Genomic DNA, 18,816 nt, shown 5'->3' with positions numbered 1-18,816 from the left:
CCCCCGGCTCGTCGCCGGTGAGCCCTGGACCGCGGCGACGGGGACGACGAGGGGGCCCGCATGGGCATGGAAACCGCGAGCGGGCCGGCCGGGACCGCGGCCGAGGCCGCCGAGCGGCGGCGGGAACAGCGCGGCTGGTACGTCTACGACTGGGCGGTTTCGGTCTATTCGACGAGCGTGCTCACCGTCTTCGTGGGCCCGTATCTGACGGAGGTCGCCAAGGCGGCCGCGGACGCGGACGGATATGTGCACCCGCTGGGGCTGCCGGTGCGGGCGGGGTCCTTCTTCGCCTACGCGGTGTCGGCGTCGATCCTGCTGGCCGTGCTGGTCATGCCCCTGGTGGGGGCGGTCGCGGACCGTACGGGCCGCAAGAAGCCGCTGCTGGCGGCCGCCGCGTATCTGGGGGCGGGGGCGACGGCGGGGCTGTTCTTCCTCGAAGGGGAGCGCTATCTGCTGGGCGGGGCTCTGCTGATCGTGGCGAACGCCTCCCTCTCCGTGTCGATGGTGCTCTACAACGCGTTCCTGCCGCAGATCGCCGAGCCCGACGAGCGGGACACGGTCTCCTCGCGCGGCTGGGCGCTCGGATACGCCTCGGGCGCCCTGGTGTTGGTCGCCAACCTGCTCCTGTACTCGGGGCACGAGGGCTTCGGGGTGTCGGAGGGGACGGCGGTGCGGATCTGCCTGGCGACGGCCGGGCTGTGGTGGGGTGCGTTCGCGGTCGTGCCGCTGCGGAGGCTGCGGGACCGGGGAGTGCCGCGCGGCGCGGCCGGGGGCCCGGACGAAGACCCGAACGGGGCGGGCTCGCTGGGCGGCGGGTGGCGGCAACTCCGGGCGACCCTGCGGGACATGCGCCGCTACCCGCTGACGCTGATGTTCCTGCTCGCGTATCTCGTCTACAACGACGGGGTACAGACGGTGATTTCACAGGCGTCCGTATACGGCTCGGAGGAGCTCGGGCTCGACCAGACGACGCTGATCACGGCGATCCTGCTGGTGCAGGTACTGGCCGTGGCGGGGGCGCTGGGCATGGGCCGGCTGGCGCGGCGCTACGGCGCGAAGCGCACCATCCTCGGTTCGCTGGCGGCGTGGACGCTGACGATCGGCACGGGCTACTTCCTGCCGGCGGGGGAGCCCGTATGGTTCTTCGTGCTCGCGGCGGCGATCGGGATGGTGCTGGGCGGCAGCCAGGCACTGTCGCGGTCGCTGTTCTCGCAGCTGGTGCCGCGCGGCAAGGAGGCGGAGTACTTCTCGGCGTACGAGCTGAGCGACCGCGGGACGAGCTGGCTCGGGCCGCTGGTGTTCGGCCTGACCTACCAGCTGACCGGCAGCTACCGGGACGCGATCATCTCGCTGGTGCTGTTCTTCGCGGTGGGATTCGGGCTGCTCGCGCGGGTGCCGGTGCGCCGGGCGGTGGCGGCCGCGGGCAATCCCGTACCGGAGCGGATCTAGGCGAGAGGCGGGCCGGACGCGGGCCGGACGCTGGGGCGGAGGAAGGCCGGTCCAGGCGGGAATTCCGGCCGGATTTCGGGTCCACGCCCGAAGGACGGTAGTGTACGCCCTTGACTCACCGGATGGACCGTTACTGCTCGCTAAAGAGGCGAAAACGCTGGGTGACATCTGCTGCCAGATGTGACAAACCGGGCGCTGGTGGGTACAACAAGGGGCGGCACGACGGGCGACGCATGACCCGCAACGGGAATCTTAACCGCCGACCGGACGTTGCACCGGATGACGACGACAGCGACACCTGTCCTGTGGGCGACAAGCCCGGGAGGCACGATTCATGAGTGAGCGAGCTCTCCGCGGCACGCGCCTCGTGGTGACCAGCTACGAGACCGACCGCGGCATCGATCTGGCCCCGCGCCAGGCGGTGGAGTACGCATGCCCGAACGGCCATCGATTCGAGATGCCGTTCTCGGTAGAGGCGGAAATCCCGCCGGAGTGGGAGTGCAGGGCGTGCGGCGCCCAGGCACTTCTGGTGGATGGCGAGGGCCCTGAGGAGAAGAAGGGCAAGCCCGCGCGTACGCACTGGGACATGCTCATGGAGCGGCGCACCCGCGAGGAGCTCGAGGAGGTGCTGGCCGAGAGGCTGGCGGTCCTGCGCTCCGGCGCCATGAACATCGCCGTGCATCCGCGGGACAACCGCAAGTCCGCGTAAGCGCTCGCGGCGCGCGCGGCCTTCTTCATGCTCGGGCCCACGGCGCCCATCAGCCCGTGAGCGGCGGGCGGGGCCCGTCGTCGCGGGGTGGCTCGCCGCCGGGCCCGTCCTCGTGGACGACCTCGCCCTGGACGACCTTCCCGTCGGGGTGGTGGATACGGGACTGGGCGGCCTGCTGGTAGGCGTGGCCGAACGGGCCGGACTCCGCCGCGAGCCGCATCCGGCGCTCCAGCGACTGCTCCAGGAGGCGGCGGAGCAGCGCCCGCGTCGGCGGGAAGATGCAGAGCAGCCCGGCCGCGTCCGAGATCAGCCCCGGCATCATCAGCAGCAGCCCGCCGATCATCGGCAGGGTATTGCCGCTGCTCTCGGCGCTCGCCGTCGTCTCGTCGAGCGGTCGCCCCGACGCCGCCGCGGCCTGCGCCGCCTGGACGTTCGCGGTCAGCCCGCGCCAGGCCCTGCGCCCGGCGCGCTTGATCACGTAACCGCCGAGCACCGCCCCGGCGACGAGCAGCACCAGGATGGTGAACCCGCCGAAGGCGCGGCCCACGACCGTCAGCAGCCAGATCTCCAGCACCAGCCAGGCGGCCACGCCCAGCGGGAGGAACATGCGGGCGCGCGAGCGCCGGGGGCGGGTGGGCGGTGGCTGGTTCGGCAGGCCGGTCGTCATGTCTCCCAGTGTGCATTGACCCGGGTCCCACGGGTACGCGGGTTGCGGACTTCGACCTGTGCGACCACGCGTAAGGAAACCAAGGCGCCCGCGCGCGGGCGCGGAAGGAGTGGCCCCCATGAACTGGCGTCAGAGCGCCGCCTGCCGTGACGAGGACCCGGAACTCTTCTTCCCCATCGGCGTCTCAGGCCCCGCCACGACTCAGCAGGCCGAGTCGGCGAAGGCCGTCTGCGGACGTTGCCGGGTGCGGAAGCACTGCCTGGAGTGGGCGCTGGAGCACCACCAGGACTCCGGCATCTGGGGCGGTCTCGACGAGAGCGAGCGGCGTTCGATGAGCCGCCGTACCGCCCGGGCGCGGCGCTGACCACCGGCGACCCGCAGCGCCTACGCTCCCGGCTCATGAGGGGTCTGTCGGAGATCTTGCTGTGGTGGGCCGGGCTGACCGGGCTCTGGCTGGTCCTGGTGTCGGCGGTCGACCCGCTCGAAGCGGCCGTGGGCGCGGCCGCGGCGCTCGTGGCCGCGGTCGCCGCACACGCCGCGCGCCGGGCGGCGGAGCGGCGATGAGCTCCTCCGACGGCTGGCTGGCAGCGGCGCTCGCGCCTCTCGCCGCCCTCGTACCCGCCCTGTGGCGGATCTCCCGTGGCTCACCGCGCGACCGGCTCGTCGCCCAGAACCTGACCTCGCTGCTGGGGGCGATGACTCTGCTCCTCGCCGCGCGCGGTTTCGGCCGCCCCGCGTATCTGGATCTCGCCCTGGTGCTGTCCGTCCTCGGACCCACGGGAACCCTGGTGTTCGCGCGCTTCCTCGGCGGCCTGCCCGGCTCACGGCCGGTGCGCTGGACGGCGGTGGCCGGGGTCCCCGCCACCGTCGTACCGCTGTGCGTGGCGGCCGGTCCCGGCAGGGAGATGGCGAAGCTGCTGGTGATCGGTGCCCTGCTGATCGCGGGCGGCCTGGTCACGAGCGCGGGGACCGGGGAACTGGGACCGGGGGCCGCGACGCCGGACGCGAGGGCCGCGCATGACTGACGTGCTCATCGCAGGGGCGCTGCTCCTGGTGGCCGCCGCGGCGACGGCCGCCGTCCTCAACCGCGACCCCGCCCGCCAGGCGCTGGTGCTGTCCTTCCTCGGCCTCTCCCTGGCCCTGCTCTTCACCTTCGTGCAGGCGCCGGACGTCGCGCTCTCCCAGCTGGCCGTCGGCTCCGCCCTGACCCCGCTGATGATCCTGCTCACCGTACGGAAAGTGAAGCGCGGCCCGAGGGGCGGCCCGCGGGGCGGGAACGGGGACCGGTGAGCCGGCGGGGCCGCATCGGACTCTTCGTCGCGTCCGCGGCCGTGGTCGCGGCGCTGTTCGTCCTCGCCTGCCTCGACCTGCCGCCGTTCGGTGGCGACGACCATCCGTACGGCGACCGGTCCGTGCGGGCGGCGCTGCGGCGGCACACCGCCAACACCGTGGCGTCCGTCAACTTCGACCAGCGGTCGCTGGACACGCTCGGCGAGCAGACGATCCTGTTCTCCGCCGTGCTGGGGACGTCGGTGCTGCTGCGGCGGACCGCGGGCGAGCGGCGCCGCACCGCGCCGGAGCCCGCTCAGGTGCCGGCGGGCATCCGCCGGTTCGGCCTGATGCTGCTGCCGGTCACGCTGCTCGTCGGGCTGTACATCGTCGCGCACGGCCCACTGAGCCCGGGCGGCGGCTTCCAGGGCGGCATCGTGGTGGCCACGGCGCTGCACCTGCTCTACATCGCCGACGACTACCGGGCCCTGGAGCGCATCCGCCCGGTCGGGCTGTACGAGGTGGGGGACGCGGCCGCCGAAGCCGCGTACGTGATCACGGGGCTGGCTGCGGTGCTGGCCGGATCGGCGTTCCTGGCGAACGTCCTGCCGCTCGGCACGTTCAACACGCTCTCCTCCGGCGGCACGGTGACCCTGCTGAACGCCGCCGTGGGCATGGAGGTGGCCTGCGGAGTGGTCGTCCTGCCCGCCCGCTTCCTCGACCAGGCCGTGGTGATCGCCGGCCCGGCGGACGCGGAGGAGCGCCCGGGAAAGGAGGACGCGTGAGCGTGCTGCCGTATCTGGTCGCCTGCTGGGTCTTCCTGGTCGGCGTGTACGGCCTGGTGACCAGCCGCGACCTGATTCACGCGGTGGGGTGCCTGGCCGTCACCCAGTCCTCGACCTATGTGCTGCTGCTGGCCGTGGGCTACCGCGACGGCGGCACGGCCCCGGTCTTCTCGGACGTCCCGCGGAACGCCCGGACCGTCGACCCGGTCGTGCAGGCGCTCACCCTCACCGATGTCGTCGTGGGCGCGACCGTGACCGCGCTGCTGCTGGCGCTGGTCGTCCAGCTCCGCAAGCGCCACGGGACCGTGGACCCCGACGAGTTGTCGGAACTGAAGGGGTGACCGGTTGACCGCCGCGACCCTCCTGCCGCTGACCGTGGCCGTGCCCCTGCTGGGCGCGGCCGTGCTGATCACCGTGGGCAGGCGGCTGCCGCGCATCGCCTCCGACGCGGTCGGCTGCGTGGTCGCGGTCGGCACAGCGGCCGTGGCCGTCACGGCGCTCGCCGAGGTCGCGGCAGGCGATCCGTACGCCGTCGACTGGGTGGGCGGCTGGCGCCCGGACGACGGCGGCTCCGGTGTCGGCATCGTCCTCGTCGGCGACCCGATGGGGCTCGGCCTCGCGGTGCTCATCTCGCTCCTCGTCGTTGCCGTACTCGTCTACTCCTGGCGGTACTTCGACGAGCCGCCGCGCGGCCACGCCGGTTCCTTCCCCGCGCTGATCCTGCTCTTCCAGGCCGGGATGTGCGGCTTCTGCCTCACCGGCGACCTGTTCAACGCCTTCGTCTTCTTCGAGCTGATGGGCGTCGTCGCCTACGCGCTGACCGGCTACCGCGTCGAGGAGCCCCGGCCGCTTCAGGGCGCGCTGGCCTTCGGCGTCGTCGGCTCCCTCGGTGGATACGCGATGCTGCTCGGCATCGGGATGCTGTACGCGCGGACGGGCGAGCTGGGGCTCGCCCAGATCGGCCGGCGGCTCGGCCCGGGCGATCCTGACGCCCTGGTGCTCGCGGCCTTCGTGCTGGTCACGGCCGGGATGCTGATCAAAGCGGCGGCGGTCCCGTTCCACTTCTGGCTCCCGGACGCACACGCGGAGGCGCCGACGCCGGTGTGCCTGCTGTTGTCGGGCGTGATGGTGGAGCTGGGCGTGTACGGCGCGGCGCGGGTGTACTGGACCGTCTTCGCCGGAACGGGCGGCATCCCGGCCGCCGCCGTCACCCGCACCCTGATCGCCGTCGGCGTCGCGACGGCACTGCTCGGTGCGGCGATGTGCTGGCAACAGCGGCATCTGAAGCGGCTGCTGGCCTTCTCCACGGTGGCGCACACCGGGCTCTTCCTGATCGGGGTGGGCGTGCTGTCGCCGGAGGGCGCGTCCGGGACGGCGCTGTACGTCCTGGGGCACGCGGGCGTGAAGGCCGCCCTGTTCGCCTGCACCGGGATCCTGCTGGACCGGTACGCCTCCGTGGACGAGCACGAGCTGTACGGCCGTGCTCGCGAACTGCGCCTGACCGGGGCCCTGTTCCTGCTCGGCGGCCTGGCCCTGGCCGGGCTGCCGCCCTTCGGCACCGCCCTGGGCAAGGCGGTTGCGGAGGAGGCCGCCGGGCACGAGGCGCACTGGCTCGTCGCCGTCTTCGTGCTGGTGTCCGCGGTGACCGGCGGCGCGGTCCTGCGCGCCGGTCTGCGGGTCTTCGGCGGCGCGGGGCTGCGGCCGGGCGAGGAGCCGGAGGGCGTCGAGGAGACGCCTGGCGATGAGGAGCCGGAGACCACCGCGCCCCTCGGCCGGATCCCCGACACCATGCTCGCGGTGCCCTCGGCGCTGCTGGCCGGAGCGCTCGCCGTGGGCCTCGTCCCCACTCTCGCGGCGGGCGCCGGGCGCGCCGGGGAGCTCTTCGCGGGCCACGAACCCTATGAACGGGCCGTGCTGGACGGCCTCACCGCACCTCCGGTGACCGTCACCGCCCCGCACTGGACGGCCGCCGGAGTGCTCCTCGGGCTGCTCTCGGTGCTGCTCGCCTGCGCCCTGTCCGTCCTGGGCGTGCGGCGGCCGTCCCCGGGACGCACGGCGGCGCTGCTCGCGCCCGTACGACGGCTGCAGTCCGGGCACATCGGCGACTACGTGGCCTGGGCGGTGGCCGGTCTTGCCCTGCTGGCGGTGCTCGCGGCGCCCGGGGTGATGGGATGAGCGTCCGCGGGTACCCGGCCGTTCACGCAGAATCCCCACGGGGAGTGAGGATGGAGGCATGAGCGAGCGTTCACCGGACTCCGGCGAGCACGGCCGCGGTGTCCCCCGGGATATGCCGGACCAGCAGGCGGGCGGGGCCAAGGCCCCCGACCAGTGGTATGCGGAGGAGGCGCAGGGCGAGAACGAGGACGAGGAGTTCCTGGAGGCGGAAGAGGGCGAGGAGCTGCCCGACACGGACGAGGCCGGTACGGGACCGCGGGGCTCGCCGCAGATGGAGGAGGCCGAACCGGGCCGCCCGCCGCCGGCCGAACCGACGGACTGACGACCCGGGATCCCGGCGCGGAGGCGGCGGGCTCAGCGCGAGGACTTGCGGCCCAGGAGGCGGTTCACCCGGGAGCCCACGCCCCAGGCGGTGACCCGCCACAGCGCCTCCGCCACGATGTCGCGGCTCATCTTGCTGTCGCCGAACTCGCGGTCGATGAAGGTGATGGGCACCTCGACGATGTGGAACCCGGCCTTGACCGCCCGCCAGGCCAGGTCGACCTGGAAGCAGTAGCCCTGGGAGGCGACCGCGTCCATGCCGAGGCCCTCGAGGGTCTCCTTGCGGAACGCCCGGAAGCCGCCCGTGACATCGCGGATCGGCACATCGAGCAGCAGGCGCGAGTACAGACTGCCGCCGCGGGAGATGAACTCGCGCGACTTGGGCCAGTTGACCACCCGGCCGCCGGGGACCCAGCGGGACCCGAGCACGAGGTCCGCGCCCTTGAGCGCGGTCAGCAGCCGCGGCAGCTCCTCGGGCTGGTGCGAGCCGTCGGCGTCCATCTCGACGAGTACGCCGTAGCCGTGCTGGATGCCCCAGCGGAAGCCCGCGAGATAGGCCGCGCCGAGGCCCTCCTTGCCCCTGCGGTGCAGTACGTGGACCTGGCCGTCCTCGGCCGCGAGCTCGTCGGCGAGCTTGCCGGTGCCGTCCGGGCTGTTGTCGTCGGCGACGAGGACGTGCGCCTCGGGCACGGCGGTCCGCACCCGGCCGACGATCGGCTTGATGTTCTCGGCCTCGTTGTAGGTCGGGATGATCACCAAGACGCTGCCGAGAGGACCGTACTGCCTCTGCCCGCCGTCGTTCACTGCTGCCCCTTCTCGTCCGTAACTCCCCGTTCCCGTCCCCGCCGGCCGAGCACGATCGCGGCGGCGCAGGACAGAAGGCCCACCATAGCGAGCGCCCACTCAGGGCCCGCGCCGACGCGGTCTGCGACGGTCGTGTCGTCACGCAATGGGAGGCGCGCGGTGAGCACGTCGCGGGTGAATTCCCCGGCGCGCTGCTCGATGGTGCCGTCGGGCGCCACGATGGCGCTGATCCCGCTGGTGGAGGCGGTGACGACGGCGCGGCCGTGCTCGACGGCGCGCAGCTTGGACATGGCCAGCTGCTGCTCGGGCTGCCCGGTGCGGCCGTAGGTGGCGTTGTTCGTCTGTACGACGAGGGCTCGGGCACGGTCGTTCACCGTGTCACGGACGATCTCGTCGTAGGCGATCTCGAAGCAGATGACGTCGCCGAGCCGGGCCGGGCCGGTCTGCAGCACGCCGCTGTGGTCGCCGGGGTAGAAGTCGCGGGGCACCCGCTGCAGCCGCGAGATCACCTTGCTCAGCTGGTCGCGGAAGGGCACGTACTCGCCGAAGGGCACCGGGTGCTGCTTGGTGTACGAGGCGCCCGGGCCGGACTTCGGGTCCCAGACGATGCCCTGGTTCTCGACGTAGCCCTCCTCGGTGGGGTGGTCCACGAGGGCACCGACGAGGACGGGCACGCCGATCGCCCTGACGGCCTCGTCGATCCGCGCATGCGCCTCCGGGGACTGGAACGGATCCAGGTCGGAGGCGTTCTCAGGCCAGATCACCAGCTCGGGCTTCTGCGCGCGGCCCGCCTTCACGTCCTCGGCGAGGTCGAGGGTCGCGTCGACGTGGTTGTTGAGGATCTTCATGGGGCGGCCCAGGAAGTCCATGCCGGCCTGCTGGACGTTGCCCTGGACGACGGCGATGTTCACATGGTCGTCGGCGGCGGTCGGGACCGGCACGGCGTATCCGGCCGCGCCGACTGCCACGGCGAGGGCTGCGGCCGTGGCGGCGGGGAGCGCGGCCCGTGCGGTCCGCTCGGTGCGGCGCAGCCGCCAGGCGGCGAGCGCGGCGGCGGCGAGCAGGGTGCCGCTCAGCGCGACGGCGAAGGTGACGAGCGGGGCGCCGCCGAGCGCGGCGAGCGGGGTGAAGGGCGAGCCGGTGTTGGCGAACGCCAGGCGCCCCCAGGGGAATCCGCCGAACGGAACGCGGTCGCGGGCCCACTCCTCGGCCACCCACAGGCTCGCGGCCCACAGCGGCCACAGCGGCAGCCGGGAGGTGAGCGCGAGGCCCGCGCCCAGCGCGGCGAGAAAGGCCCCCTCGGCGACGGAGAGGCCGAACACCGCGTCGTAGCCGACCACATGGAGCCAGCGGAGCAGCACGAAGAAGAAGGGCAGGCCGAGGGCGAACCCGGTCCAGGCTCCCTGGCGGGCCGTCCTGCCGTGGGTGAGCAGGCTCAGCGCGGCGACCGCGAGCAGGGACAGCGGCCAGACGTCGTACGGCGGGAAGGCGGCGGCGAGGGCGATGCCGGCCGCTGCAGCGAGGCCGGTACGGGGCGCCTCGCGGCGGGCGAGCCGGTACGCGCGCGTGGGGCGGCCCGGCCGCGCCACGGCACCCGCGCCGCCCCGCGCGGCCTCCGGCCCTGCGGGCTCGGAGGGCTCCGCGGCCTGGGAGTGCGCGGCCTGGGGGTGCGCGGCCTGGGCGTGCGCGGCCTTCTCGTCACCGTCGGCGGGGCGGCCCGCGAGGCTCGAGGTCTCTCGGGGCGCTCCAGGGAGATCCGCTTCGCGGTTGGCACGGGGTGCTTCCCCGGCGGGGTTCGCGGCGGTGGTGTGGGGGCCCGGTGACACGGTCGCGGCCTTCCTGCAGGTCGAGCGAAGTCGTGAAGCGACCGTACATCGCGAAGGCGGGGATATGGACCCCGGTCCTCACCAAGGCCGGCGGAGGCTCCGCTTCCATTTACCGGGCCCCGCGCCCCTGCGCTCCCCGCCCACCCGGCCCTTTGAGGATGGGGGAAGACTCCGTACGGACCGGGGGAAGTCCCCGCCCGTGCTCAGCCGGGGGGAGGCCGACGCAGGGTCGGCAGACGGGAGCGAAAGCAGGCGGGAGGGCAAGCAGCCCGGCAGCGAGAGACTGCCACCGCGCCTCGAAGATGGCCGACCGCGCCGGAGGCGATCGGCGGATCGGGGCCCGGCGCCCTTCGGGCCGACCTGGGACCCGCTGGCTGCGGGTCTACCGAAAGCCGTTGTCTACTGGACGTCCGGGCCCCACCCGGGTCACACCAGCCGGCCGGCCGGAACCTTCCTTCGCCCCCGTGGCGCGGGCGCTGGACCTGGCTCCCAGTGGTGGCGCACCGTGCGGCGCGCCACCCCATGGCCCAGCGGCGTTCGGCGACTGTGTGGAGATTCCCCGGTCGGACGTCCTGTGGTGGACTCGGCCGAACCTACCGGCCGCCGCCCGCGGTCTGTCAACAGCCGTTTGACCTGCGTAAATTTGACGATGCAGCAGGTCAGTGGGAAAGATCCGCAGGTGGCGCGACAGGCCCCGGGCGCGGCGTTCCGCGGTGCGCCACCCCGGTACGTCACTCGTTCGGCCGTGCGTAGACCGTGTGTCCGCCCACAACGGTGCGCAGGGCCCGCGGGAGGTCGCCGCCGGGGGTCAGGTCGGGCAGTCCCGGCGTGCCCGAGCGCGGGTCGGTCGACCAGCGGGCGACCCGCTCGTCCGGCGCCTGGACGACGAGTTCACCGGTCCGCCAGACCGCGTAGTCGGCCGGAGCGCCCGGCACGAGCGCACCCGCGTCGTCGCGGCCGACGGCCCGCCACCCGCCGCGCGTGTGGGCGGTGAAGGCGGCGCGCGCCGAGATGCGGTGGTCGAGGGTCCGGTGGAAGGCCGCGGCGCGCACCGTGCCCCACGGGTCGAGGGGTGTGACCGGGCTGTCCGAGCCGAGCGCGAGCGGCACGCCGGCGCGCAGCAGGGCCGCGTACGGGTTGAGGGTGCGGGCCCGCTCGGCGCCGAGCCGCCGGGCGTACATCCCCTCCTCGCCGCCCCACGCGGCGTCGAACGCGGGCTGCACGGACGCGGTGAGCCCGAGCTCGGCGAACCCTGCGACGGTCTCCGGCGTGAGCATCTCGGCGTGCTCGACGCGGTGGCGCGCGGCACGGATCCTGGCGAGCCCGAGCCGCTCGGCAGCCGCCCGTACGCCCTCGACGACGGTCGCGACGGCGGCGTCCCCGATGGCGTGGAAGCCCGCCTGGAGCCCGGCCTCGGTGCAGGCCGTGACGTGGGCCGCGACGGCGGCGGCGTCGAGGTAGGCGCTGCCGGTGTGGTCCGCGTCGGCGTACGGCTCGTGGAGGCAGGCGGTGTGGGAGCCGAGCGCGCCGTCGACGAAGAGGTCCCCGGCCGCGCCGATCGCGCCGAGGTCGCGGATGCGGTCGGCGTCCTTGGCCCCGGTGACCTGCTCGGCCCAGTAGCCGAAGACCCGGGGGCCCGGCTCCTCGGCGGCGAGGGCGAGCAGCGCGGTGAGGTCGTCCTCGCCCGAGATGTCGGGCCCCGCGCACTCGTGGACTGCGCCGATGCCGAGGGATGCGGCGTGCCGGAGGGCGGCGCGCTGGGCCTCGGCGCGCTGCTGCGGGGTGAGGGCGGCGTGGGCGGTACGGCGTACGGCGTGGTGGGCGTCGCCGGTGAGCGGCGCGTCGGGGTGTCCCGCGAGCCCGGGGACGAGCTCGAGGAGCGCACTGGTCACGACGGCCGAATGGACGTCCACGCGGGTGAGGTAGAGGGGCCGTCCGCCCGCGGCCTCGTCCAGCTCCGCCCGGGACGGGGGCCGCTGCTCGGGCCAGCGGGTGGCGTCCCAGCCATGGCCGAGCAGGACGCGGTCGCCGGGGCGGGCGGCGGCGTGGGCACGGACGCGGCCGAGGGCCTCGGGGAGCGTGCGGGCACCGGAGAGGTCCAGGCCGGTGAGGGCGAGGCCGGTCGCGGTGGTGTGGACGTGCGCGTCGGTGAAGGCGGGGGTGACGAGGGCACCGTCGAGCCGTACGACCTCGTCCACGCCGTCCGCGAAGGCGTCCGCGGCTCCTTCGGAGCCGACCCAGGCGACCTGGCCGCGCTCGACGACCATGGCGGTGGCGAAGGGATCGGCGGGGCTGTGGACGGTGCCTCCGCGCAGCAGCACGGTGCGGCCTTCGGCCTGGACTGGGGCGGAGTCATTCAGCATGATCTCAGTGTCGCCCGTCGGCGGAGCCGCCCCGCTCCTGGGGGCCGATGCTCACGGAGTCGTCCCGGGTGCCGATGCTCGCGGAGTCGTCCCGCGCCCGGGTCAGATGCGCGGCGGCCGGGCCTCGTACGGCGTGGACAGCACGACCGTCGTACGGGTGGACACCCCGGACTTGGAGCGGATCCGGGCCAGCAGGTTCTCCAGCTCGAGCGGTGTGGCGACGCGCACCTTGAGGATGTAGTTCTCGTCGCCCGCGACACTGTGGCACGCCTCGATCTCGGGCACGTCGGCCAGCCGGTCCGCGATGTCGTCGGGGGCGCTCGGGTCGAAGGGCTTGACCGAGATGAAGGCGGTGAGCGGCAGGCCGACGGCCTCGGGGTCGACGACGGCCGCGTAGCCGCGGATGATGCCGCGCTGCTCCAGGCGGCGGACGCGCTGATGCACTGCCGAGGTGGACAGGCCGGTGGCCTTGCCCAGATCGGTGTAGCTCATGCGCCCGTCCTTGACGAGCAGTTCCACGATTTGCCGGTCTAGTTCCTCCACAGCGCAAGAACCTACAGTGACCTGGGGCCCTTGGCACACCTGAGATGGGGGCCCGGCGGTCGCCACGGGCCGGCGGCGAGGCGGCGCTGGGTCAGGCCCCGACGGTCCCGTCGATTCCCTCGCGCAGGAAGTCGGCGTGCCCGTTGTGCCGGGCGTATTCGTGCATCAGGTGCAGCATCACCAGTCGCAGCGCCACGTCCTCGCCTCCCCTGGCTCGTAGCCGGTCACGTCGAGCGACTCCGCCTCCCGCTCGATACGGCGCGCGTGCTCGACCTCCGTCTGCCAGGCGTCGAGGACTCCGACCGCGTGGCCGCACTCGCGTCGTACGCCGCCTGGAAGTCGCGCTCGTCCGACCACACGAGCGGGATGTCCTCCCCGTTGATCACCCGGCGCAACCACGCGCGCTCCACCTCGGCCATGTGCCGCACCAGGGCCGGCCGGGAGCCGGGAGCCGAACTCGGCCGCAGATGTGACGAATTCACGGCTCACGGAGGGGCACCTGCAAGCGGCATGTGACGAACACCACACACTCCGGAACCTGTCCGCGGGAGTGCCGCGATTACCCGCGGGGCCGTCAGGGAAATGCTTGCTGTGGTCGAGGCCGCAGCGCCTTTGTCGGCCCACCCGGAGGGGGAGTTACTCCATGCGTAACCTGAAGCGCCCTGGTCACAGCGACCGCACCCAGCCCGTGCCGGAGAGCACGGTTCTCGAGCCGGCAGGCCTCGAGGCGGTGGCGGACGACGGCGACGAGGACAGTACCGACGAAACCTACGAGATGTTCCGGGTGATCTGCCCGGACTGCGCGCGGCCGATCGCGCTGCTGGCGGACGAGGACGTGCTGCCGGAGCACGCGCTGGTCCGTACACCGTGGAATCCCTTCGGCCTCACGGTCTGCCCCGGCACGGGGCGCGGAGTCGCCGAGACGACGCCCGCCGACGCTTCGTTCGACGCGCACGAGCGGGACGCCGGGCTGCTGCTCACCCTCCCGGAGGGCCTGGACTGGCGCACGCAGCCGTTCTCACACGTGGGCGGGCCGGGATCGCGGCCGATCCAAGTGCCCCAGTTTCAGCGCCGCGCGGCCTGATCACGCCGCCTGATCACGCCGCCTGATCACGCCGCCTGATCACGCCGCCTGACCGCGGCTCGTTCCGCCGAGCCCGGCCTCGCCTGAGCCCGGCTCCCTGCCTGAGCTCGCCGAGCGGCTCCCGCAACATCGTTCTCGTCGAGGAGAGCCCCTCGAGCCGTCCCCAGCCGCACACGGCCGACCGTACCGAGCCGTTCGTACGCGAAGCCGCCGTCGAGCCCGACCGGACGTCGACGCCGCGAGAGCCGTGAGCACCGTGCTCCGATCCCCCGATCAGAACTCCAGCACCGCCTGCACCGGCAGATGGTCGCTGGGGAACTGGCCGTGGGCGGAGAAGGTGTTGATGGCGGCGTAGGGGGTGCGGACGTCCGGCGAGGTGAGGATCCAGTCGATCCGGTCGCCGTCCGGGACCAGCGGCCGGTAGCCGTGGAAGGTCGCGTACTGCGGGCTGCGGCGCTCCGCCGTGTCCCAGGTGTCCACCAGGCTGCCGCCGCCGAGCATCGTGTCGTAGACGGGGTGGGCGTGGGCGGGGACGTTGAAGTCGCCGGTGACGATGCGGGGAAGGGCGGCGTCGAGCTGCCCGAGCCGCTCGGTGATCAGGGCCGCGGACCGCTCCCGCGCGTACTGGCCGCGGTGGTCGAAGTGCGTGTTGAGGGCGTAGAACTGGCCGCCCGTGCCCCGGTCCTCGAAGCGCACCCAGGTGACCATCCGCGTGATGGAGCCGCCCCAGTTGTTGGAAGCGATCACATACGGGGTGTCGGAGAGCCAGAAGTGGTCGTACTCGACCGGGGCGAGGCGGGCCCTGTCGTAGAAGACTGCCATGAACTCGCTGCGGCTTCCGCCCTCGCGGCCCGTGCCGATCCAGTCGTAGCGCGGGCCGAGGTCGGACACGATGTCCCGCAGCTGCCCGTAGAGACCTTCCTGGGTGCCCAGCAGGTGCGGCGCCTCGCGGTGCAGCAGCTCCCGCATCACGGGGCGGCGCTCGGCCCAGGAGTTGGGCCGAGTGTCGCCGGCGTAGCGGAGGTTGAAGGTCATGGTGCGCAACTGCCGGGCGCCGCCCCCGGACGTGGCCGCCGCGGACGCCGACGGCTTCTCGGACGCCGATGACCCCTCGGACACGTCCGGGCCCGCGGCCTGCGCCTGCGCCGCTGGTTCCGCGTGGGCGGCGATCGGGAGGGCGAGGGCCGCTGCCGCCGCGGCCCTGATGCCGTGGCGGCGGGTGAACGGGGTTGCGGTCATGGCTTCTCCAGGGGTCCGGTCTCGGCCAGGATCGGTCACAGGAGAGTCTCAGACGGTCCCGTATGGCGGAAGTGGCCTATAAGGGGAGGGAGTTGGAACGCCGGGCGGCGCAACGGCCCCGCCGTCTCCTGTGGCCTCCCGCGCGGTCCTACGGTACGGCCCGCGCCCCGTGACACATGAACGCAACACTCAGGGACTTCAACAAACTGTTCAAGCGGCCTACCGTGTCGGCACGCGATCCGCGCGTACCGCTTGTGTCGAGGAGTCCCCATGTCGACAACCTCTCACCGATTCCTGCCACCCGGCTCCGCCCACCCCGTGGACGAGCTCCCGCCCGCCGCCCGGCTCGGCGCGTTCGGCCTGCAGCACGTACTGGCCATGTACGCGGGCGCGGTGGCCGTACCGCTGATCGTGGGCGGCGCGATGAAGCTGCCGCCCGCGGATCTGGCGTATCTGATCAACGCGGATCTGCTGGTGTGCGGGATCGCCACGGTTCTGCAGTGCGTGGGGTGGTGGCGGTTCGGCGTGCGGCTGCCGATCATGCAGGGCTGTACGTTCGCGGCCGTGTCGCCCATGGTGCTGATCGGCACCGGGGACGGCGGGCTGCCCGCGATCTACGGGTCCGTCATCGTCGCCGGCCTGGCGATGATCCTGCTCGCACCGGTCTTCGGGCGGCTGCTGCGTTTCTTCCCGCCCCTGGTGACCGGCACCGTGATCCTGATCATCGGCCTCTCACTGCTGCCGGTCGCGGGCAACTGGGCGGCGGGCGGGTCCGGTTCGCCGGACCACGGCGCGCCGAAGAACCTCGCGCTCGCGGCCGGGGTGCTCCTGGCCGTCCTCGCCGTGCAGCGCTTCGCGCCGGGCTTCCTCGGCCGGGTCGCGGTGCTGGCCGGCATCATCGCGGGCACCGCCGTCGCGGTCCCGCTGGGCTACACCGGCTTCGACGGGGTCGGCAGCGCGGACTGGCTGGGCGTCAGCACGCCCTTCCACTTCGGCGCCCCGTCGTTCGAGGGCGCTGCGATCGTGTCGATGCTGGTGGTCGCGCTGGTCACCATGACCGAGACGACCGGCGACTTCATTGCGGTCGGCGAGATGACGGACCGCGGGGTCCAGCCGCGCCGGCTCGCGGACGGGCTGCGGGCGGACGGGCTCTCGACCATGCTCGGCGGCGTCTTCAACACCTTTCCGTACACGGCCTACGCCCAGAACGTCGGCCTCGTCGGCATGACCCGGGTGCGCAGCCGGTGGGTCGTCGCGGCCGCGGGCGGCATGCTCGTCCTGCTGGGGCTGCTGCCCAAGCTGGGCGCGGTGGTGGCGGCGATCCCGGCGCCGGTGCTCGGCGGCGCGGGTCTGGTGATGTTCGGAACGGTGGCGGCGAGCGGACTGCGGACGCTGGCGGGCGTCGACTTCCGGGACAACCACAACCTGACGGTGGTCGCGGTGTCGGTCGCCGTCGGACTGCTGCCGGTGGGAGTGCCGGACATCTATGCGCGGTTCCCCGACTGGTTCCAGACGGTGATGGACAGCGGGATCAGCGCGGGCTGCCTCACCGCGATCGCCCTGAACCTGCTCTTCAACCACCTCCCGGGCAGCCGGTCCGGAGCGCCCGGGGAGCGGACGGCCGAGACCTCGGCGGAGACGACCGGCGCCACGCCGCGCGGTTGAGGCCTGTCCCCTCCTCCCTCACCCTTACAGCGGTACGGCCTCCCACGGGCTCCGGCGCCCGGTGTCAGGTGGCTGGCGCCGGGTCACCGCTCGAAGGCCGGGTTCTCATGAGGGGCGCGATCGGCCAACTCCCCCTAGGGTCCCGAAATGAGGGGGAAAGCCATTTTTTGGGCTGAATGAAAGGGAAGACCCATGCCCCTATCCGTCCGGCGCACGCTTGCCGCCGTCGGCCTGGCCGTCGCAACCGCTGTCGTGCCGATGGCGGGTGCCGCCTACGCGACCCCGAGCCACTCCGTCACCGCCGCCGTCCACGGCGACCACGCCAAGCCGAAGCACGAGAACAAGAAGAAGTGCAAGCACAGCAAGGACAAGAAGGACAAGAAGGACAGCAAGCACAGCAAGTCCGGCTACAAGCACGAGAAGGCCGACTACAAGCACGACGACCGCGGCTACGGGAACGACTACGAGAAGAAGCACGTCCACGACCACGATGACTACGACCTGTACGGGTTCGGTCATCTGTTCAAGCTCTTCGACTACGACTGGCTGCGCTACATCTTCTAGACGCCTCTGACGTCGGAGATCTGCGACTGCGGTTCGCCATGACAGTGGCCGGGTCCCCTCGGGGACCCGGCCACCGCCCGTGCCGCGCTTCTACTGGCTCTCCGGGCCCGCCAGATGGCGGGCGACGACCATGCGCTGGATCTGGTTGGTCCCCTCCACGATCTGGAGCACCTTGGTCTCGCGCATATAGCGCTCCACCGGGAAGTCCGCGGTGTAGCCGTAGCCGCCGAGGAGTTGCACCGCGTCCGTCGTCACCCGCATGGCCGCGTCCGTGCAGAAGAGCTTGGCCATCGCCGCCTCCTTGGAGAAGGGCCGGCCCGCGTCCCGCAGCCGCGCCGCCGCGAGGTAGAGGGCGCGGCCCGCCGCGATCTGCGTCGCCATGTCGGCGAGCATGAAGCGCAGCCCCTGGAAGTCGGCGATCGGGCGGCCGAACTGCCGCCGCTCCCCCACGTACGCCAGCGCCTCGTCGAGGGCCGCCTGGGCCACGCCGACCGCGCAGGCGGCGATCCCGAGCCGGCCGGAGTCGAGCGCATCGAGAGCGATCGCGAAACCCTGGCCCTCGTCGCCGAGACGGCGCGCATCGGAGACCCGCACACCGTCGAAGTGCAGCTGCGCGGTGGGTGAGCCCTTCAGGCCCATCTTGCGCTCGGGCGCCGCAGCGGCCAGCCCGGGGGCGTCGCCGGGGACGAGGAACGCGGTGATGCCGCGGGCGCCCTCGCCACCCGTACGGGCGAGCACCGTGTAGAAGTCGGCGATGCCGCCGTGGGTGATCCAGGCCTTGGTGCCGTCGATAACCCAGTCGTCGCCGTCGCGCACCGCGCGCGTGCGCAGCGAGGCGGCGTCGGAGCCCGAAGCGGGCTCGGAGAGGCAGTACGCGCCGAGGAGCCCGCCGCCGAGCATGCCCGGCAGGTGCTCGGCCCGCTGCTCCTTGGTGCCGAAGGCGGCGAGGGCGTGGCAGGCGAGCGTGTGGACGCTGACGCCGAGGCCGACGGTGAGGCGGGCCGTTGCGAGCTCTTCGAGGACCTGGAGGTAGACCTCGTACGGCTGGTCTCCACCGCCGTACTCCTCGTCGTACGGGAGGGCGAGCAGCCCCGACTCGGACAGGAGCGAGAAGACCTCGCGGGGGAAGTGGCCCGCGTCCTCCTGCTCGGCGGCCTTCGGGGCGATCTCGCGCTGGGCGAGTTCGCGGACGAGGGCGAACAGGTCCCGGGCCTCCTCGGTGGGCAACTGGCGTTCCACCGGCTGTGGGGCGCGGTCGGGCATGGCGGCGCTCTCCTCCCTGTCGGGCGCTGCGGCGGTGCGCGCTCGGGGTGTGGCGGCGCCGCCGGGTGATCCTGCTCAGCCGATGCTGCC

20 protein-coding genes and 1 pseudogene are annotated in these 18,816 nt (G+C 73.0%); 13 read left to right on the top strand and 8 right to left on the bottom strand.

Annotated features, from left to right (window positions below):
* Nucleotides 1–60: 60 nt before the first annotated feature.
* Together ACTWP8_RS18830 and ACTWP8_RS18825 are read left to right on the top strand one after the other, a co-directional pair.
* Entirely contained in the window at nucleotides 61–1,449 is a 1,389-nt protein-coding gene (locus ACTWP8_RS18830) for an MFS transporter (protein WP_443323296.1), read from the top strand.
* Nucleotides 1,450–1,783: 334 nt separating this feature from the next.
* Entirely contained in the window at nucleotides 1,784–2,158 is a 375-nt protein-coding gene (locus ACTWP8_RS18825) for an RNA polymerase-binding protein RbpA (protein WP_055472566.1), read from the top strand.
* Nucleotides 2,159–2,207: 49 nt separating this feature from the next.
* Here the strand turns inward: ACTWP8_RS18825 and fxsA are convergent, their stop codons facing one another.
* Nucleotides 2,208–2,825 carry an FxsA family membrane protein gene (gene fxsA, locus ACTWP8_RS18820; RefSeq protein ID WP_443323295.1) on the bottom strand — a complete coding sequence of 206 codons (618 nt, stop codon included), beginning with the start codon at nucleotides 2,823–2,825 and terminating at the stop codon, nucleotides 2,208–2,210.
* 118 nt (nucleotides 2,826–2,943) lie between these two features.
* On the opposite strand from fxsA, the gene ACTWP8_RS18815 reads away from it, so the two are divergent.
* The 8 genes from ACTWP8_RS18815 to ACTWP8_RS18780 are packed head-to-tail and all read left to right on the top strand — an operon-like array spanning nucleotide 2,944 to nucleotide 7,376.
* Nucleotides 2,944–3,189, top strand: a complete 246-nt coding sequence (locus tag ACTWP8_RS18815; protein ID WP_443313800.1) for a WhiB family transcriptional regulator — start codon at nucleotides 2,944–2,946, stop codon at nucleotides 3,187–3,189.
* 35 nt (nucleotides 3,190–3,224) lie between these two features.
* Nucleotides 3,225–3,389 (top strand): hypothetical protein, encoded by a 165-nt coding sequence (locus ACTWP8_RS18810; protein WP_443323294.1) that lies wholly within the window; start codon nucleotides 3,225–3,227, stop codon nucleotides 3,387–3,389.
* Nucleotides 3,386–3,850 carry an MrpF/PhaF family protein gene (locus ACTWP8_RS18805; RefSeq protein WP_443323293.1) on the top strand — a complete coding sequence of 155 codons (465 nt, stop codon included), beginning with the start codon at nucleotides 3,386–3,388 and terminating at the stop codon, nucleotides 3,848–3,850. The genes ACTWP8_RS18810 and ACTWP8_RS18805 overlap by 4 nt, the downstream gene beginning before the upstream one ends.
* Nucleotides 3,843–4,115: a Na(+)/H(+) antiporter subunit B gene (locus tag ACTWP8_RS18800; protein ID WP_443323292.1), complete on the top strand. Its 273-nt coding sequence runs from the start codon at nucleotides 3,843–3,845 to the stop codon at nucleotides 4,113–4,115. The genes ACTWP8_RS18805 and ACTWP8_RS18800 overlap by 8 nt, the downstream gene beginning before the upstream one ends.
* On the top strand, nucleotides 4,112–4,879 hold the full coding sequence (locus ACTWP8_RS18795; protein ID WP_443323291.1) for an MnhB domain-containing protein: 768 nt from the start codon (nucleotides 4,112–4,114) through the stop codon (nucleotides 4,877–4,879). Before ACTWP8_RS18800 ends, ACTWP8_RS18795 begins: the two co-directional genes overlap by 4 nt.
* Entirely contained in the window at nucleotides 4,876–5,220 is a 345-nt protein-coding gene (locus ACTWP8_RS18790) for a sodium:proton antiporter (protein ID WP_443323290.1), read from the top strand. Before ACTWP8_RS18795 ends, ACTWP8_RS18790 begins: the two co-directional genes overlap by 4 nt.
* A 4-nt stretch (nucleotides 5,221–5,224) precedes the next feature.
* Nucleotides 5,225–7,054 (top strand): complex I subunit 5 family protein, encoded by a 1,830-nt coding sequence (locus tag ACTWP8_RS18785; protein WP_443323289.1) that lies wholly within the window; start codon nucleotides 5,225–5,227, stop codon nucleotides 7,052–7,054.
* 58 nt (nucleotides 7,055–7,112) lie between these two features.
* Nucleotides 7,113–7,376 (top strand): hypothetical protein, encoded by a 264-nt coding sequence (locus tag ACTWP8_RS18780; protein ID WP_443323288.1) that lies wholly within the window; start codon nucleotides 7,113–7,115, stop codon nucleotides 7,374–7,376.
* A gap of 32 nt (nucleotides 7,377–7,408) precedes the next feature.
* On the opposite strand, the gene ACTWP8_RS18775 is transcribed toward ACTWP8_RS18780, so the two are convergent.
* The 5 genes and pseudogenes from ACTWP8_RS18775 to ACTWP8_RS18755 all read right to left on the bottom strand — a co-directional run.
* A complete protein-coding gene (locus ACTWP8_RS18775) occupies nucleotides 7,409–8,179 on the bottom strand; it encodes a polyprenol monophosphomannose synthase (RefSeq protein WP_443323287.1) in 771 nt (256 codons plus the stop codon).
* Nucleotides 8,176–9,768: an apolipoprotein N-acyltransferase gene (lnt, locus tag ACTWP8_RS18770; RefSeq protein WP_443323413.1), complete on the bottom strand. Its 1,593-nt coding sequence runs from the start codon at nucleotides 9,766–9,768 to the stop codon at nucleotides 8,176–8,178. The genes ACTWP8_RS18775 and lnt overlap by 4 nt, the downstream gene beginning before the upstream one ends.
* 968 nt (nucleotides 9,769–10,736) lie before the next feature.
* Complete coding sequence (locus ACTWP8_RS18765; protein ID WP_443323286.1) at nucleotides 10,737–12,368, bottom strand: amidohydrolase; 1,632 nt, start codon at nucleotides 12,366–12,368, stop codon at nucleotides 10,737–10,739.
* A 102-nt stretch (nucleotides 12,369–12,470) separates the two neighbouring features.
* Complete coding sequence (locus ACTWP8_RS18760) at nucleotides 12,471–12,911, bottom strand: Lrp/AsnC family transcriptional regulator (RefSeq protein ID WP_443313810.1); 441 nt, start codon at nucleotides 12,909–12,911, stop codon at nucleotides 12,471–12,473.
* Between the two features lie 91 nt (nucleotides 12,912–13,002).
* Nucleotides 13,003–13,393 (bottom strand): annotated as a pseudogene (locus tag ACTWP8_RS18755) (mycothiol transferase); the annotation flags it as partial.
* Between the two features lie 161 nt (nucleotides 13,394–13,554).
* Between ACTWP8_RS18755 and ACTWP8_RS18750 the strand changes: the two are divergent.
* A complete protein-coding gene (locus ACTWP8_RS18750; RefSeq protein WP_443323285.1) occupies nucleotides 13,555–13,995 on the top strand; it encodes a hypothetical protein in 441 nt (146 codons plus the stop codon).
* A gap of 273 nt (nucleotides 13,996–14,268) precedes the next feature.
* Here the strand turns inward: ACTWP8_RS18750 and ACTWP8_RS18745 are convergent, their stop codons facing one another.
* Nucleotides 14,269–15,234, bottom strand: coding sequence for an endonuclease/exonuclease/phosphatase family protein (locus ACTWP8_RS18745; protein WP_443323284.1), 966 nt, complete (start codon nucleotides 15,232–15,234; stop codon nucleotides 14,269–14,271).
* Nucleotides 15,235–15,504: 270 nt separating this feature from the next.
* Between ACTWP8_RS18745 and ACTWP8_RS18740 the strand changes: the two genes are divergently transcribed.
* Nucleotides 15,505–16,899, top strand: a complete 1,395-nt coding sequence (locus ACTWP8_RS18740) for a nucleobase:cation symporter-2 family protein (RefSeq protein WP_443323283.1) — start codon at nucleotides 15,505–15,507, stop codon at nucleotides 16,897–16,899.
* Between the two features lie 192 nt (nucleotides 16,900–17,091).
* Complete coding sequence (locus tag ACTWP8_RS18735) at nucleotides 17,092–17,463, top strand: hypothetical protein (protein WP_443323282.1); 372 nt, start codon at nucleotides 17,092–17,094, stop codon at nucleotides 17,461–17,463.
* 90 nt (nucleotides 17,464–17,553) lie between these two features.
* Here the strand turns inward: ACTWP8_RS18735 and ACTWP8_RS18730 are convergent, their stop codons facing one another.
* Nucleotides 17,554–18,726: an acyl-CoA dehydrogenase family protein gene (locus ACTWP8_RS18730; RefSeq protein ID WP_443323281.1), complete on the bottom strand. Its 1,173-nt coding sequence runs from the start codon at nucleotides 18,724–18,726 to the stop codon at nucleotides 17,554–17,556.
* Between the last annotated feature and the right edge of the window lie 90 nt (nucleotides 18,727–18,816).

The organism is Streptomyces sp. 7N604 (genome assembly GCF_052245475.1).
GTDB lineage: Bacteria > Actinomycetota > Actinomycetes > Streptomycetales > Streptomycetaceae > Streptomyces.
Note: the sequence above shows the minus strand (reverse complement) of the source record. Positions and strands in the feature narration are given on the sequence as shown.